Below are 16,020 nucleotides of genomic sequence, written 5' to 3'. Positions count from 1 at the left end.
TGGCCTCCGGTTTCGGCTGACTATCGCCGTGAAATTATAAGTTTTAAATGAGCAGGTAATAGGCGCGCTTCACGCCGGTTCGACAAGGCCTAGATAGGTGGTCTATATGAACCTGCCAGGGCCGGGGATGTCACTGCTGACAGGTTCTGGTATATGGCGCCGCCGCCCGGCGTTTTTCGGCTGTATTTTTATTTTCACCCGCGTAACGATCTTGAACCGTTCATTCAGGGAAGGCCGTCATGAAAACCTTCGACGCCATCATCATCGGAGCCGGCCAAGCCGGTCCATCGCTGGCGGAGCGCCTGAGCCAGGCGGGACAGTCCGTCTGCCTCGTTGAGCGCAAGCTGTTCGGCGGCACTTGTGTCAATACCGGCTGTATGCCGACCAAGGCCCTGGTGGCCAGCGCTTATGCCGCCCATCTGGCGCGGCGCGGCGCGGATTTCGGCGTAATCACAGGCGATATTGCCATCGACATGAAGGCCGTGGCGGCGCGCGCCCATAAGGTGACGATGGATGCCCGCAGCGGTGTCGAGAACTGGCTGCGCGGCATGAAAAACGTGACGATAATGACCGGCCATGCCCGCTTCCGGAACGCCACCACCTTGCAGGTCGGCGATGAGATGATTTCCGCGCCGAAGATCTTCCTCAATGTTGGGGGACGGGCGGCGATTCCGCCCATTTCGGGACTGGCGGAAGGGCCCTATCTCACCAACAGTTCGATTGTCAGGCTCGATCGCGTGCCCGCGCATCTGATTGTTCTCGGCGGCAGTTATATCGGTCTGGAATTCGCCCAGATGTATCGGCGTTTCGGGGCGCAGGTGACGGTGATCGAGAAGGGGGCGCGTTTGATTGCGCGCGAAGATGCGGATATCTCGGAGGCCGTCCGCCAGATATTGCAGGACGAGGGCATCACCGTCCATACCGGTGTTGATATTCTCGGCATGTTGTCCGATGCGGTGGGGATAACAGTACGCCTGTCAGACGGCGAAGTCACCGGCTCCGACCTGCTGGTCGCCACCGGCCGCAAGCCCAATACCGACGATCTCGACGTGGCGGCCGCCGGCGTAAAGCTCGATCAGCGCGGCTATATCGAGGTCGGTGACGATTTGCGGACGAATATACCCGGCATCTGGGCTATGGGCGATTGCAACGGCAAGGGCGCTTTTACCCATACCGCCTTCAATGATTTCGAGATCATCGCCGCCAACCTGCTCGATGGGGAAGATCGCAAGGTCAGCGATCGCATCCTGGGCTATGCGCTCTATATCGATCCGCCGCTCGGCCGGGTCGGCATGGGTGTGGCCGAGGCTGAGAAAGCCGGCCACACGGTTTTGGTAAGCACCCGGCCGATGACCCGCGTCGGGCGGGCGGTCGAGAAGGGCGAGACCAAGGGATTCATGAAGGTGGTCGTCGATGCCCACACGAAGAAAATCCTCGGCGCGGCCATTCTTGGCACCGGTGGCGACGAGGCGATCCACGGTGTGCTCGACATGATGAACGCCGGCGTCACCTGTGACGTGCTGCAATGGGCGGTGCCGATCCACCCGACGGTTTCGGAACTCCTGCCGACCGTCCTGAAGGGCCTGAAACCGGCATGACCGCTGCACAGCCTCGCCATGCGGGCCTGATCCTGCTGACCACCATACTGGCGTCGAGCCTGTCCTTTATCGATGGCTCGGTGGTCAATGTCGGCCTGCCGGCGATCGGCGCGTCGTTCGAGGCCAGCGCGGGCGACCTGCAATGGATCATCAACGCCTACCTGCTGCCGCTCGGCGCGCTGCTGCTGCTCGGTGGCGCAGCCGGTGACCGGTTTGGGCGAAAGCGTCTGCTGGTCCTGGGCACGGCCCTGTTTGCCGTGGCCTCGCTTGGCTGTGCGTTGGCGCCCAGTCTTTTTTGGTTTCTGACAGGCCGTGTGGTTCAGGGCGTTGGCGCGGCGATCCTGCTGCCGAACAGCCTGGCCATTCTCGGTGGATCGTTCAGCGGCGAAGCCAAGGGCCGGGCAGTCGGCATCTGGGCGGCGGCCGGGGCGGTGATGGGGGCGGCGGGACCGGTGCTTGGCGGCTGGCTGATCGATACCATCGGCTGGCGGTCGATCTTCCTGATCAACCTGCCGCCGGCCTTGGGCGCCATCGGTCTGGCGATGGTCTACATCAAGGATACCGCCCGCGGATCGCAAGCGCTCGACGTGCCGGGCGGGGTGCTGGCGACAGGGAGTCTCGGCGCCATCACCTTGGGACTGACCATCGGCACCGGACCTTCGGGCTGGACTCCGCCGGCGATCATCGCGGCCAGCGCCGGTGTGGTTCTGGCCGGTGCGTTTCTCTATGTCGAGAAGATGCGCGGTGACCAGGCGATGATGCCGCTGGCGCTGTTCGGTTCGCGTACCTTCGCCGGCCTGACCCTGTTGACCCTGCTGCTTTATGGGGCGCTCGGCGCGCTGCTGGTGCTGGTGCCCTATGTGCTGATCAAGGCCGCTGGCTATTCGGGCACCGGGGCGGGCGCGGCCCTGCTGCCGTTCGCCGCCCTGCTGGCGTTGGCCTCTCCGATGATGGGCAGCGTGGCGGAAAAGACCGGCCCGCGCCTGCCGCTGACCATCGGCCCGCTGCTGGTGGCCGCCGGTTTTGTGCTCTTGCTGCGCATTGACGAACAGGCCGCCTACTGGACAGAGGTCTTTCCCGGCATCCTCGTCCTGGCTATCGGTATGGCCGGTGCGGTCGCGCCCCTGACGACGGCGGTATTGTCTTCGGTTGATGACACGCATACCGGCTCGGCGTCAGGCCTGAACAGCGCCGTGGCGCGGACGGCGGGCATGATCGCCACGGCCCTGCTTGGTGGCGTCCTTGGGGCGTCGGGCCATGACCTGATCACGGGGTTTCATGGGGCTGTCCTCCTGTGCGCCGTGGCCTGCGTTCTGGCTTCCGCCAGCGCGTTCTGTCTGGTTTCGGGCCAGACAAAATAGGCCCCGGCTTTGTCAAAACCTTATGGTGGCGGCGCCGATCCCGTCCGGATTCTTACAGCCGGCGCGTTAGGATGGCCGGCCACTAAGGAGGCTGCCATGACTGATGCCCGTAAGCCCAACCCGCCATCCGGCGGCACACCCGCTCTCGACAATGACCGCAACACGGTGGCCATACCCCGGCCGGCCAATGAACTGGACGGCCAGTCGGGGTTTAAAGGACGTGTTGAGGAAGAGCCGGACGACGATCCGCAAAAGGCCGGTTGATTATTTCGCCACCTCCGCCGTTCCCGTCACCGTCAGTTTGGCGGAAACGGTCTTGCTGAAGCCGGGCTGGCCGCCGCCGAGCGTGACGACATAATCGCCCGGCAGAACCTTGCGGCTGCCGTCCTGACCGACCTGCGACAGAGCGCGGGCATCGAGCGGCAAGGTCACCGTCTGGCGTTCGCCGGCTTTCAGGTGTACCCGCGAGAAACCGGCCAGCACCGGATTGGCCGCATCGCCCGGCTTGGCGAGATAAAGCTGCACCACTTCGTCGCCGTCGCGCTTGCCGGTATTTTTGACCGCAACCTGAGCCGTGGCTGTGTCGCCCGCCTTGAGTGTGCTGGCCGACAGCATCGGCTTGTCATACGCGAAGGTTGTATAGCTCAGGCCGTGACCGAAGGGATAAAGCACCTGGCCCTTGAAATAGCGGTAGGTGCGATCTTTCATCGAATAGTCTTCGAACGGCGGCAGGTCGGCGACATCACGATAGATGGTATAGGGCAGGCGTCCGGCGGGATTGGCCTTGCCGATGAGCGTGTTGGCGATGGCCTCGCCGCCCGCCTCGCCGGGATACCAGGCCTGGACTACCGCATCGGCGTTGGCCTTCACCCACGGATCGGAAATCGCGCCGCCGGTCATATAGACAACGACGAGTTTCTTTCCGGTGGCTTTAACCGCTTCAAGCATCTTTTGCTGGGCTTCCGGCAAACCAATCGCCGTCCGGTCGCCGCCTTTGAAGCCCGGCAGATTGACGGACATTTCCTCGCCTTCGAGATCGGGTGACAGGCCAACGAAGGCGATGACGACATCGCTCTGTTTCGCCGCCTCAACCGCCCCGTCGATCAGCGGCTGCGTCGGGGCCACCCAGTCGAGCGAGATGGCGCGGTCCTCGGTGGTGCGCACATAATCGATACGGACGGTGTGCGGCCTGGTGTCGGCGAAGGTGATGGCAACGGGCGCCATCGGCGGCTTGGCGCAGGCCCCGCCGCAATAGGCTTCATCGCGGCCGGCGGCGCTGGCAAGTTCCGGTGTCACCACCAGCTTGCCATCGACCCACACCTTGACATCGGGCGCTGGCTGGCCGGGGCGCGGCGTCTGCATCCGGAAGCCGAGCTTGTACTCGCCCGGCGCCGGCGGGGTGATGACGCCGCTCCAGCGCACGCTGAAACCGAGCGGCTTGAAGCCGTCCGGCGCGGTTTGGTAAAAGTCGAAATTGATGACCGGATCGGTGCGCGTCATCTTTGGCGCGCCAGCGAAGGTCAGGTTGTCGAAATACTCGCCCTTGAGGCCGTTTTCAGCGCTGTCGGGCGACACTTTCAGGAAGGTGGCCGGCACCGGCATCCGCATTCCCACGGTCAAAGGCGCGCCGGGGGCATAGACCACATGGTCAGCGCCGAAAGCGTTTCTCAGGGCGTCGAGCGGGAAGGACGGATCGACCGGCACCCCGGTATAGTTGCCTTCCAGGCTTTGCAGCAATTGCGCATTGGGGCCGATGACGGCGATCTTTTCGGTGCCTTTCAGCGGCAGGGTGTTTTTGCCATTACCCAGCAGCACAATGGCTTCTTCAGCGGTTCTCAAGGCCAGGGCGCGGTGCGCCGGCGAGTTGATTTCGCTGGCCGGGATGCTGTCGTATTTACCGCCGTCGATCAGGCCCATGCGGATGCGCGCCGCCATCAGGCGCTCCAGCGAGACATCCATGTCGGCTTCGGTGAGCAGCCCCTGTTTGACCGCATCCGGCAGGGCCTTGTAGGTGGGGCCGCAATCGAGATCGGCGCCGGCCTTGACCGCCGCCGCCGAGGCCGCCGCGCCATCGGGGTATTTCTTGTGACCGGTCACCATGTCGTCGATGGAGTCGCAGTCCGTCACGATGAAACCCTTGAAGCCCCAGTCGCTGCGCAGGCGGTTTTGCAGCAGCGGACTTTCGCAGGCCGGATAGCCGTCAATGGCGTTATAGGCGCACATCAGCGAATCTGCCTTGCCGTCGACAATGGCCGAACGGAAGGCGGGCAGATAGGTGTCTTCCAGATCGAATTTTGAGACATCGACATTGAAGCCGTGACGCAGGGGTTCCGGGCCGGAATGAACGGCGAAATGCTTCGGCGTCGCAACGCCCTTGTAATAGAGCGGATCGTCGCCCTGAATGCCGTGAATGAAGCTGACGGCCATGTGGCCGGTCAGGAACGGGTCTTCGCCATAGGTTTCCTGACCACGGCCCCAGCGCGGATCGCGGAAGATATTGATATTGGGCGACCAGTAGTTGACGCCGTGATAGCGATCGGTGCCGGAGGGATCGCGGGCGATGGCGACATTATAGACAGCGCGGCCCTCGGTGGCGATGGCGTCACCGATCTCGCCCATCAGGTTGGCGTCCCAGGTGGCGGCCAGGCCGATGGCCTGCGGATAGACCGTGGCGCGGCCGGCGCGGGCGACGCCGTGCAGCACTTCGTTCCACCAGCCATAGCGTGGCAGGCCGAGGCGCGGGATGGCGGTGGCGTTGTCCTGCATCTGCGCCGTCTTTTCCTCCAGCGTCATGCGCGACACCAGATCCCTGGCGCGGGCTTCCGGCGTCAGGCTTTTATCGAGAAAGGCGCAAGACGTGCTCTGACAGGCTTCCGGCACCGCCGCATTGGCCGGCTGAAGCAACATGAAGGCGAGGGCGAGCGGGGCGGCTGACGCCAGAAGGCGGCCCGTGAAAGCGTGGGAACGGTTCATGTGTAGTCCTCTCTGGGGCATTTCCTCAGTTTTGGTGCGCTCTGGAGGCGCCGCTATGTTAGCGGTATCATCGAAAGCGAACCGTCGTCAAGTCAGGCCGGATCAATGACCCGGCGCGTAAGGAAAATCGAGTGACTTGTAATAGTCGAGATCGTGTTCCGGTGGCGCGATGCCGGCAGGAAGCGCCAGGCCGGACTTTGACTGGAAGTAGCTGATCGAGGCGTCGCGCCACCATTTGGCTTCGCGGGCCTGAATGCCGAGATTGGCCGAAACGGCAGTGAAACGTTCCGGATCGACATAGGGCTTCATCGCGGCCCAGGTCTGCTGCATGGCCGCAACCTGTTTTGCGCCCATGTCGTAATTGGTGATCAGTTCGTCCCATAGGGTACGGCCGGACTGGACCTTGAAATTCCATGGCAAATGGTGGAACCACAGCAGGTAGCGCTCATCCATCTTTTTGGGATCGGCCCATTGTTTGGCGGCGGCCGGCGTATATTGCGCGATGGCGTCGGAGCCGGTTTTGGTGCGGTCGAAACCGATGCCTTTGGCGTCGGCCTTGGCGTAGTAACACGGGTTCCATTCTGGACGGGCCAGATCGCAGACCCACGGGCCAGGACCATAGTGGTGACCGGTCGCCATCTGGTGCGCCAGACCGAGCGGCGTCATGTAATTGGCGGCGGTCTCGCGCGAGGCCATCATCATATCGACCACCGGTTTTACGAAAGCCGGATCATCGGAGAAGGTCATCTTCACCCAGTCGCTGGCGATATCACGGCTTGAGGCTTCCGGATTCCAGGCCAGCCGGCCGAAGGCGTACCAGTCGGCCTGGCTGAAATCATTGCCGGTCCAGTTGCGATCATCGCCCACATTCGACACGCCGGCCATGCCGGTGAACGTGTGGTTATCGAGCGACCCATCGATGATTTTCGCCACTGTTGATCCCTTGCCCTCTGAGAAGGTATCGGCCTTCAGGGTCTCTTCGTAGAGCGGTCCCTGATAGACAAGGTGCGTCCCCTGACCGAGATATTCCTTGGTGATCTGCACCTCCAGCATTTCGTTGGTCTTGGGCATGGCCCCAAACAACGGATGGAAGGGTTCGCGCGGCTGGAAATCGATGGCGCCGTTCTTGATCTGTAGCAGGACATTATCGGCGAACTGGCCCTCGACCGGCTTGAACTCATTATAGGCCTGCTTGGCGCGGTCATTGGCGTCGTGTTCGGAATAAACGAAGGCGCGCCACATGACGATGCCGCCGTGCGGTTTCAGCGCGGCCGCCAGCATGTTGGCGCCCTGGGCGTGGTTGCGCTTGTAGTCACCGGGACCGGGCTGGCCTTCGGAATTGGCTTTCACCAGAAAGCCGCCGAAATCGGGGATGATCCTGTAAATTTCGTCCGCCTTGGCGTTCCACCACGCCTGCACGGCCGGATCGAGCGGATCGGCGGTTTTCAGACCACTGAGTTCGATCGGCGCCGACCAGCGCGCCGACAGATAGACCTTGATGCCGTAGGGGCGGAAGACCTTGGCGATGGCCTCGGCCTTTTCCAGATAAGGAGCGGTCAGGCTGTCGGCCTTGGCGTTGACATTATTCAGCACCACGCCGTTGACGCCGATCGAGGCCTCGGCGCGGGCATAGTCGGTCAGGCGGGCATCGACCAGATCGGGCAGCCGCCACCAGTCGAAGATCGAGGTGCCGGAATAGCCGCGCTCGACCGAACCGTCGAGATTGTCCCAGTGGTTGATGACGCGGAGCCTGATCTTTGGCGCATCGGCGATGGTGGTGATCGGCTGGCGGGTCTGGATCTGGCGCAGGTAGCGGAAAGCGCCATAGAGCGCGCCCTGGTCGGTATTGGCGCTGATGACCGTGACCCGATGGCCGTCAATGCTTTTGGCTTCAATGCGAAAGCCGTCCTCGGCGATGTCTTTATCACCGGTCTGGAGAACAATCGCGCCGTTGGTTACGGCCTGGGCGACCGGCGTATCCTGACCTAACAGCCCATCCAGCCCGCGCTTCAATTCGGCCTTGGTGCTGTTGAGGATCGGCGTATCGTCACCGATAATCGCTGTGGCCTGCGGTTTATATTGCGCAGCATAAGAAGCCTCGACCGGCTTGTAGCGCAGCCACAGATCATAGCCATCTTCCGCGAACGCGGGCGAAGCGAAGGCGATAGCGAAACAGACAGCGGCAATGAGACGACGCATGACAGACTCCGTACTGAACCTCCCCTGATTTCAGGGGTGAGTAAAGCGAAAGTATATCTTTCGCAAACGAATGGCCCGGAGGGCCGGGTGGGGTTAAATCTGGCATATCAACCTGTCCGGACGGCGGTAATGCCCCCGGCGCAAGAGCGCCCATGATTTGCAAACAGATATGTTTGCTGCATCTCCCCCTGATATCAGGGGGAGTTCTTTTAGATTCTACCAGTTAAACATCGTACCATCTTGCAGGCGATTAACCGGCAGGTAGGCGCGTTTGTAGGGATATTTCGCCGCCTTTTCCTCATTGATATCGACGCCAAGGCCAGGCGTTTCCGAAGAGTAAAGGAAGCCGTTCTCGAAGCGGTAGCCGTGCGGGAAGACCTCATCGGTCGCCTCGGTATGGCGCATATATTCCTGGATGCCGAAATTGGGGATCGAGCGGTCGAAATGCAGGGCTGCCGCCATGGTTATCGGCGACAGATCAGTGGCGCCGTGGCAGCCGGTGCGGACATTATATATGTCGGCAAAACTGGCGATGCGTTTCAGATGCGTGATGCCGCCGGCATGGACGACCGTAGCGCGAATGTAGTCGATAAGCTGGTTCTGGATCAGGTCCTTGCAGTCCCAGATCGAGTTGAAGATTTCACCAACGGCCAGCGGAGTCGTCGTGTGCTGACGGATCAGGCGGAAATTGTCCTGGTTCTCGGCCACGACCGCATCCTCCATCCAGAAGGGGCGGTAGGGTTCGAGATCGCGGCCCAGGCGTCCGGCCTCGATCGGTGTCAGGCGGTGGTGGACATCGTGCAGCAAATGGACCTCGTCGCCCAGGGCGTCACGGGCGGCGGCAAACAGCTTGGGCACCACGCGCATATAGGCTTCGGTGTCCCACAGGTTCTCCGTCGGCAGATCAGCATCGGCCGGTTCGTAGAACATCTTGTCCTTGGAAACACCGTAGGTGCTGGAAAGGCCGGGTACGCCGCATTGCAGGCGGATCGCCTTGTAGCCTTGCGCCTGGTAGCTCTGCGCCACCTCGATCGTATCCTCGATACTGTTGCCGTTGGCGTGACCATAGACCGTGATCGGTTCGCGGCAGGAACCGCCCAAAAGCTGATAGAGCGGCAGGCCGGCCACCTTGGCCTTGATGTCCCACAGCGCCATATCGACGGCGGCGATGGCCGACAGGGTGACCGGGCCGCGCCGCCAGTAGGCGCCCTTGTAGAGATATTGCCAGATGTCTTCGATGCGGTGGGCGTCACGGCCGATCAGGCAGGGAATCACATGATCTTCGAGATAGCTGGCGACGGCCAGCTCGCGGCCATTGAGCGTGGCGTCGCCAATGCCGTAGACGCCCTGATTGGTCTCGATCTTTAAGGTGACGAAGTTGCGGCCGGGGCAGGTGATGATGACCTTCGCCGACCGGATAACCAGGGCGTCCTTCGCCCCGCTGGTTGCAGATTCCCTTGATGTCGTGGCCTTGCCGTCAGGTTTGACAGGAGATGTCTTGGGGGAATCCATAGGTACACGTAGCCTTTCACTCGCCTGCATTTATATATTGGTCATACCAATAATCTATTTTGACCTGATGTAAACCGCAAATGCGGATTCTTTTTCCGCAGGTCCGGCGTGCCTGAAAGTTATCGTGGGATTTTCTGATAAAATTCTCTGTACGGGCGATATGGGCGAAGCGGGTTTTCCCTATTGTCTGGAGAATGTGGAGGGCTGGAACCGTTTCAAAAGAGACACACATCTGACCAATAAGCGAAGATGATCTTACAGTGCGGAAATGTTTGCGGCATTTGTGTTTTAAATTATATTTAATAATATCAGTTATTTATTGGTAGTTATTTATAATGACAGCGTTTTTCTAAATCTTTCCGCGTGTCAATAACGACATAAAGCGATGCGTTTGTGTCAAAATTGGTAAGGCCTTTATTGACAAGTTCGGGCAGGCCAATTACCAAGGCGACATGTGACCGCTGTCAGATTGAAGGGCGCGGCGCCAAAGAATTGCACACGAATTGCAAATCCAGACAGGGAAAACATCATGCTCAAAGGTTCGGGTAACGCCCGTAATACGTTCAAGGTTGCGCTGCTCGGCGCCACTCTGCTCACCGGTTTCGCCGGCATCGGCCTGACCGCCGCCATTGCCCAGGAAGCCGCGCCCGCCGCAGCCCCGGCAGCCGATGACAGCACGGTCGTCGTCGTCACCGGTTATCGCGGGTCACTGCTGAATTCGGCTTCTGCAAAAAAACGGGCCACCGGCTTCGAGGATTCGATTTTCTCGGAAGACATGGGCAAGTTTCCCGATACCAACCTGGCGGAATCGTTCAATCGCATCCCCGGCATCACCATCGCCCGCGAAATCACCGGCGAGGGCACGACCATAGCCATCCGCGGCCTGGGTTCCAGCTTCACGAAGGTGCTGCTGAACGGTGCGCCGGTGGCGGTGGCCTCGACCGGCGATGTCAATACCAGCAACACCAACCGTGAAGTCGATCTCGACATCTTCCCGCCTGAACTGTTCACTCAGCTCACTGTCACCAAGTCGGCCTCGGCCAGCCAGGTCGAAGGCGGGGCGGCCGGCGTCGTCAATATGCGCCAGGCCCGTCCGTTCGATTTCAAGGGTGACAAGGTTCAGTTCTCGCTTGAAGGCAGCAAGAACAACCAGGCCGATGATATGGGCTATAAAGGCTCAGTGATGTTCTCGAAAAAGTGGGGCAATTTCGGTGTTCTCGCCGGCGTCGCCTATCAGCACAGCCCGATCAATGCCGAAGGTTTTGAGTCGGTCGGCTGGACAAACGCCAACCTGAATGCCGCCATGAACCCGGCTTCTACGCGTAACAATACCGGTGGCGGCAACTGGACCATCCCGGCCACCGTGCCCGCCAATGCCGGCAATGGCCTGACCACCGGCGATACCATCGATGAAGCCCTGCTGCTGGCCCTGAATCCTGGCCTCACCATCGAAGCCATTGATAACGGCATCATCCCCCGCCTCGGCCGCCCGATGCACTATTACGGTTCGCGCGACCGCACCAGCGGCATCCTGAGCCTCGAATACCGGCCCTCCGAGACGCTGCGCTTCTGGATCGACGGCATGGCGGCGCAAAAGGAAAACGACCAGCAGCGCACCGACATGAATTTCGTCGGCCGCAACGGTTCGTCCATTCCGCTCAACATGAAGGTTGATCGCTCGGATTGCACCAATGGCTGCGTGGTCACCGACGCCACCTTCGCCAATGCGCAGTTCTTCCTCGAATATCGGCCCTTCATCGAAACCAACAAGTTCTATTCGATCAATCCCGGTTTTGCCTGGAACATCAATGATCAGTTGAAATGGACCTTCGACGCCAACTACACACACAGCGATTTCCGCCGCGATTCGCCGACCGTCCTGCTGATCACCCCGGCCAGTTCCGGCGTCACCGCCACCTACAGCAATCATGGCGGCAACCCGGTCTTCACGTCCAATGTCGACCTGAACGATCCATCGAGCTTCGGCTGGGCGGGCGGCCGCCTGAACATCCAGTCCGAGGCGCGCACGACCATGACGCGCGGCTTCCATACCAATATCAACTGGGGCACGCCGGAGTTCAACATGGAGCTGGGCCTGGCCTATGACGACACGTCGCGCCGGATCACGCCTTACGATAACTCGCAGGCCTGGCAAAACGCGGCCTGCGGCAATAATCCGAACGTCTTCCTGCCTGGTCCGAATTCGCAGCCGGCCTGTAAGGGCGAGGTCATCACCGACCTGGCCGCCGCGACCGCTGCCGGTTATCCGGCCTATCCGGGCCTAGGCACCGGGTTTTCCGCCGGTATGCCGGCCCTGGCCTATGGCGGCTCGCTGATCCCGCAATCCAGCCTGCCCGACTATCTGGTCCCCGGCCCCTATGGCTACGTCAATATCGACTGGTCGAAGTTCGCCGCCGATTCGCACTATAACGACTTTCTGGCCAGCGCGCCGGTGGCCGGCGGCTCGAACATCAATTCGCCGCGCTCCTTCCTGCGTGAAAAGGTGCAGGGCGCCTATATCCAGATCAATGGCGACCGCGATCTCTTCGGCCACCGCCTGCGTTACGATTTCGGTGTTCGCGCCACGACGACGGACCAGATCATCGGCGGTCAGAACTCGATTCCCGATCCGCGCAACACCTCTACAACGCTGGATGGCGCCAAGTATCCCAATATCGTCGTCTTCACCTACAATACGACGCGCTACAAGAACTACCTGCCTTCGGCCAATTTCGCCTATAGCATCAAGGATAACCTGATCGGCCGCTTCGCGGCGTCAACCACCATGACCCGGCCGAATCCGTCGAGTATGTTGCCCGGCCTGAGCTTCGGCGATATCTCGGCCTTCAACGGCAGCCTCGGCAACGCCGCTTTGACCCCCTACATTTCCAAGAACCTCGATTTTGGCCTGGAGTGGTATACGGGCAAGGAAGGCTATGTCTCGCTGGCCGCCTTCAACAAGAAGATCAACGGCTTCACCCTGAACCAGAATACCCTCTATCCGTTCTCGTTCCTGGGGCAGTATGGCGTCACCTACGACACCCTGAACCAGTCGCAGAAGGACGCCATCGACCTGCGCGGCGGTCCTTCCGTAGCCCAGGTCAATATCAGCCAGCCATTCAATGCCAGCGGCGAACTGAAGATCGATGGTCTTGAATTCGCCTGGGTCCAGCCGCTCGATCAGTTCTGGGCGCCGCTGGAAGGCTTCGGCTACAGCGCCAACTATACCTATATCAGGCAGAAGGGCACGGGCGCGGCCCCGGCCATCGCGCTCAATGTGCCGGAAAAGACCTGGAACCTGACCGCTTTCTATGAAAAGAACGGCTGGTCGATCCGCCTGTCGGATACCTACCGTGACGGATCACAAGCCACGCTGAACAACCAGCAGGGCATTTCGGCGGCGACGCTGTTCAACGAAAGCTACGAACAGCTCGATCTGGCAGCCAGCGTCAATCTGCATCAGGCCTTCGGCTTCAGCCGCGATATGGAACTGACGCTCAACGCCACAAACCTGACCGACGCGACCCTGACCCAGAACTTCCAGTTCACCGGTGCGCCGAACTATTACTACAAGGCGGGCACCACGATCTCCGTCGGTATCCGCGGCAAGTTCTAAACCTGACCAGGCGGCGGGCGCATACCCCGCCGTCCTTTCTTCCGAACCTCCCCTGATCCTTTGTGGTGTGCCCTGTGGCGCACCACGCTTTTTTTGGGCTATGCTGCCTGCATTGCGAGGAAACCCCATGACCGCTTCTTTCCGATTTGCCGCCACTGCCTTATGCGTCGTTTTGTTCTCGATCCCGGCCGGGGCTGCTGAAATGCCGCATTTGCAGGCGCATGGCACAACAAAACAACTGGTTGTGGATGACAAACCCTTCCTGATTTTGGGCGGAGAACTGGCCAATTCCACGGCGTCCAGCCTCGATTATCTTAATGCGAAATGGCCGATCCTGAAATCCGTGGGGCTGAATACGGTGATCGCCCCGGTCGAGTGGGACCAGATTGAGCCGCAACAGGACAGGTACAATTTCACCGTTCTCGACGGCATGATCAAACAGGCGCGGCAAAACGACATGAAGCTGGTGCTGCTGTGGTTCGGCGCGTGGAAGAACTCGATGTCCACCTATGTGCCGGCCTATGTGAAGCGTGACTATGCGACCTATGCCAAGGCGCAGGATGACAAAGGCCAGCCGCAGGATATCCTGTCGCCGTTCGATCCCGATACCCTGGCCGCCGACGCCCGCGCCTTTTCCGCCATGATGGCGCACCTCAAGCAGACGGATACGGCGCACACTGTCGTCATGATCCAGGTGGAAAACGAGATCGGCATGTTGCCGGTGGTGCGTGATTACAGTCCGCAGGCGCAGGCCGCCTGGAATGGCCCCGTGCCGGCCGAACTGATCGCTTATCTGAAGGCGCATCAGGCGTCGCTCGATCCCTATGTGCGCAGCCTGTGGGAAGCGAACGGCCTGAAGGAAAGCGGGAACTGGCCTGAGGTTTTTGGTGAGTCCATCCAGGCCCAGGAGGTTTTCCAGGCCTGGTATTTCGCCGCCTTCGCCAATGGCCTGGCCAGAGCCGGGAAGGCGCAATATCCGCTGCCGATGTATGTCAATGCCGCCCTGATCCGGCCGGGCAAGACGCCGGGCCAGTATCCGAGCGCCGGGCCTTTGCCGCATCTGTTCGACATCTGGAAGCCCGCCGGTCCGGATATCGATTTTCTGGCGATCGACATGTATTTCCCGAATTTCACGGACTGGGCGGACAAATTCAAGCGCCCGGACAATCCGTTTTTCATCCCGGAAGCCAATCAGGCGGGCAAGCCGGAAGCCGGCGCCAACGCCTTTTACGCCATTGGCCAACTCGACTCGATCGGCTTTTCGCCCTTCTCGATCGACAACATCAAGCCGGAGAACAGCGCCAATCTCACCGGCGCCTATGACGTGCTGAAACAACTGACGCCGCAGATCCTGGCGGCGCAGGGCACCGGAAAAATGCGCGGATTCCGGCCACGCGTCTCATTCGACGGCGTGGTCGATGAAACGCCGCAGTCGTTCGTGCTGGGCAGCTACAAATTTACCGTCAGTTTTGTCGATCCGTGGACACCAAAGGACAAACAGGACATCGCCTCTAATGGCGGCCTGATCATCCAGACCGGCGATGACAATTTCATCGTGGCCGGCAAGGGGGTGGTCGTGACCTTTGAGGACGCCGCGCCGACGAAACAAGCCGTCGGCATCGAACAGATTGTCGAGGGCAGCTATGTCGGCGGCGTATGGAAGCCCGGCCGCTGGCTGAATGGCGATGAAAGCCACCAGGGGCGTCACCTGAAAATCAACGCCGATGGTTTCGGCATTCAGCAGTTGAAACTGTACAAGTTCAGGTAGGGGCCAGGGGCGGGACGCCACTCTTTTTCATTGAACCGGAACACGTTAACGGTCATATGATTCCGTATTGGTCCAACACTTTTCCGCACAGATGTCAGACTCCAGAAAGCTTTACCGCAAGATCGCCGATTCCATCGCGGCCGAAATTGAATCGGGGCGATATAAGCCGGGCGACCGGCTGCCGACCGAGCGTGAACTGGCGTTGCAATATGGCGTCAGCCGGCCCTCCTTGCGCGAGGCGATGATCGCGCTGGAAATTCTGGGCCTGATCGAGGCCAAGCATGGCCTGGGCATCACGGTTTCGCACAAGAAAAAGCGCGTGCCGGCCTTTACCGACGCCGAGATCGGCGCCTTTGAACTGATCGAGGCGCGCCGCCTGCTGGAAGCCGAGGTCGCGGCGCTGGCCGCCACCCTGATCAGCGAGGAACAGATCGCCGAACTGGAAGCGCTGGTGCAGAAGATGGGCGACGCCGATCCGGTGAAGGCCGAAAAAGCCGACCGCGAATTCCACATCCTGATCGCCCAGAGCACCGGCAACGGCGCCCTGACCACCTGCGTCGAAAACCTGTGGGACTGGCGTTATCATTCACCGCTGGCGCGCAATGTGCTGGCGCGCGCCGCCGATCTCGGCATGAACGACCGGATCGCCGAGCATACCGATATCCTGACCGCTTTGAAAAACCGCTCGGTCGCGGCGGCGCGTCAGGCCATGCACGAGCACATGGACCGGGTGATCGAGCATCTGCTGCGCGCCACCGAGATCGTGGCGGTCGAGAACGCCCGCAAGGCCAGCAGCGAGCGCCGCATGGCTGTGGCGACGCGGATGAAGGCGCTGTCGAAGGACCGCTGAGTTACCTTGCGAGCCATCCGCCATCGACGGGCAGGGTGATGCCATTGACATAATCCGAGGCTTTGGATGCCAGGAACACCGCGGCCCCGGCCATGTCGGAGGGGTTGCCCCAGCGTCCGGCGGGGATGCGCTCCAGGATGGAC

Annotated in this window: 10 protein-coding genes; 6 read left to right on the top strand and 4 right to left on the bottom strand. The window is 60.9% G+C overall.

Annotation, left to right across the window (positions count from 1 at the left end):
- Positions 1-239 precede the first annotated feature (239 nt).
- The 3 genes from VL130_RS00860 (at position 240) to VL130_RS00850 (ending at position 3,223) form a co-directional block, all read left to right on the top strand.
- Entirely contained in the window at positions 240-1,598 is a 1,359-nt protein-coding gene (locus VL130_RS00860; protein ID WP_325360108.1) for an FAD-containing oxidoreductase, read from the top strand.
- Positions 1,595-2,959: an MFS transporter gene (locus VL130_RS00855; protein WP_325360106.1), complete on the top strand. Its 1,365-nt coding sequence runs from the start codon at positions 1,595-1,597 to the stop codon at positions 2,957-2,959. The genes VL130_RS00860 and VL130_RS00855 overlap by 4 nt, the downstream gene beginning before the upstream one ends.
- Positions 2,960-3,055: 96 nt before the next feature.
- Positions 3,056-3,223, top strand: a complete 168-nt coding sequence (locus VL130_RS00850; RefSeq protein ID WP_325360104.1) for a hypothetical protein — start codon at positions 3,056-3,058, stop codon at positions 3,221-3,223.
- Here VL130_RS00850 and VL130_RS00845 read toward each other — a convergent pair whose 3' ends face one another.
- From VL130_RS00845 to manD, 3 genes are all read right to left on the bottom strand, one after another.
- On the bottom strand, positions 3,224-5,932 hold the full coding sequence (locus tag VL130_RS00845; protein WP_325360102.1) for a glycoside hydrolase family 3 C-terminal domain-containing protein: 2,709 nt from the start codon (positions 5,930-5,932) through the stop codon (positions 3,224-3,226).
- 102 nt (positions 5,933-6,034) lie between these two features.
- On the bottom strand, positions 6,035-8,131 hold the full coding sequence (locus VL130_RS00840) for an alpha-glucuronidase family glycosyl hydrolase (protein ID WP_325360100.1): 2,097 nt from the start codon (positions 8,129-8,131) through the stop codon (positions 6,035-6,037).
- Positions 8,132-8,347: 216 nt separating this feature from the next.
- Positions 8,348-9,556: a D-mannonate dehydratase ManD gene (gene manD / locus VL130_RS00835; protein WP_325360598.1), complete on the bottom strand. Its 1,209-nt coding sequence runs from the start codon at positions 9,554-9,556 to the stop codon at positions 8,348-8,350.
- A 616-nt stretch (positions 9,557-10,172) separates the two neighbouring features.
- Between manD and VL130_RS00830 the strand changes: the two genes are divergently transcribed.
- The 3 genes from VL130_RS00830 to VL130_RS00820 all read left to right on the top strand — a co-directional run bounded on the left by VL130_RS00830 (position 10,173) and on the right by VL130_RS00820 (position 15,877).
- Positions 10,173-13,259: a TonB-dependent receptor gene (locus tag VL130_RS00830; protein ID WP_325360098.1), complete on the top strand. Its 3,087-nt coding sequence runs from the start codon at positions 10,173-10,175 to the stop codon at positions 13,257-13,259.
- 127 nt (positions 13,260-13,386) lie between these two features.
- Positions 13,387-15,027 carry a DUF5597 domain-containing protein gene (locus VL130_RS00825; RefSeq protein ID WP_325360096.1) on the top strand — a complete coding sequence of 547 codons (1,641 nt, stop codon included), beginning with the start codon at positions 13,387-13,389 and terminating at the stop codon, positions 15,025-15,027.
- A 91-nt stretch (positions 15,028-15,118) separates the two neighbouring features.
- The gene (locus VL130_RS00820; RefSeq protein ID WP_325360094.1) at positions 15,119-15,877 is read left to right on the top strand and encodes a FadR/GntR family transcriptional regulator; all 759 of its coding nucleotides are present in this window, start codon (positions 15,119-15,121) and stop codon (positions 15,875-15,877) included.
- A gap of 1 nt (position 15,878) precedes the next feature.
- Here VL130_RS00820 and VL130_RS00815 read toward each other — a convergent pair.
- A partial coding sequence (locus VL130_RS00815; RefSeq protein WP_325360596.1) for an SDR family oxidoreductase occupies positions 15,879-16,020 on the bottom strand: 142 nt, incomplete at its 5' end.

This window comes from Asticcacaulis sp. (genome assembly GCF_035497195.1).
In the GTDB taxonomy this organism is placed as follows: Bacteria; Pseudomonadota; Alphaproteobacteria; order Caulobacterales; family Caulobacteraceae; genus Asticcacaulis.
This window is presented reverse-complemented; position numbering and strand designations above follow the sequence as displayed.

What these genes read in the sequence shown, in the direction of transcription:
- VL130_RS00840 (WP_325360100.1), bottom strand. Translation starts at nt 8,131, where the DNA reads ATGCGTCGTCTCATTGCCGCTGTCTGTTTCGCTATCGCCTTCGCTTCG.
- VL130_RS00845 (WP_325360102.1), bottom strand. Translation starts at nt 5,932, where the DNA reads ATGAACCGTTCCCACGCTTTCACGGGCCGCCTTCTGGCGTCAGCCGCC.
- VL130_RS00825 (WP_325360096.1), top strand. Translation starts at nt 13,387, where the DNA reads ATGACCGCTTCTTTCCGATTTGCCGCCACTGCCTTATGCGTCGTTTTG.
- VL130_RS00855 (WP_325360106.1), top strand. Translation starts at nt 1,595, where the DNA reads ATGACCGCTGCACAGCCTCGCCATGCGGGCCTGATCCTGCTGACCACC.
- VL130_RS00860 (WP_325360108.1), top strand. Translation starts at nt 240, where the DNA reads ATGAAAACCTTCGACGCCATCATCATCGGAGCCGGCCAAGCCGGTCCA.
- VL130_RS00820 (WP_325360094.1), top strand. Translation starts at nt 15,119, where the DNA reads ATGTCAGACTCCAGAAAGCTTTACCGCAAGATCGCCGATTCCATCGCG.
- VL130_RS00830 (WP_325360098.1), top strand. Translation starts at nt 10,173, where the DNA reads ATGCTCAAAGGTTCGGGTAACGCCCGTAATACGTTCAAGGTTGCGCTG.
- VL130_RS00850 (WP_325360104.1), top strand. Translation starts at nt 3,056, where the DNA reads ATGACTGATGCCCGTAAGCCCAACCCGCCATCCGGCGGCACACCCGCT.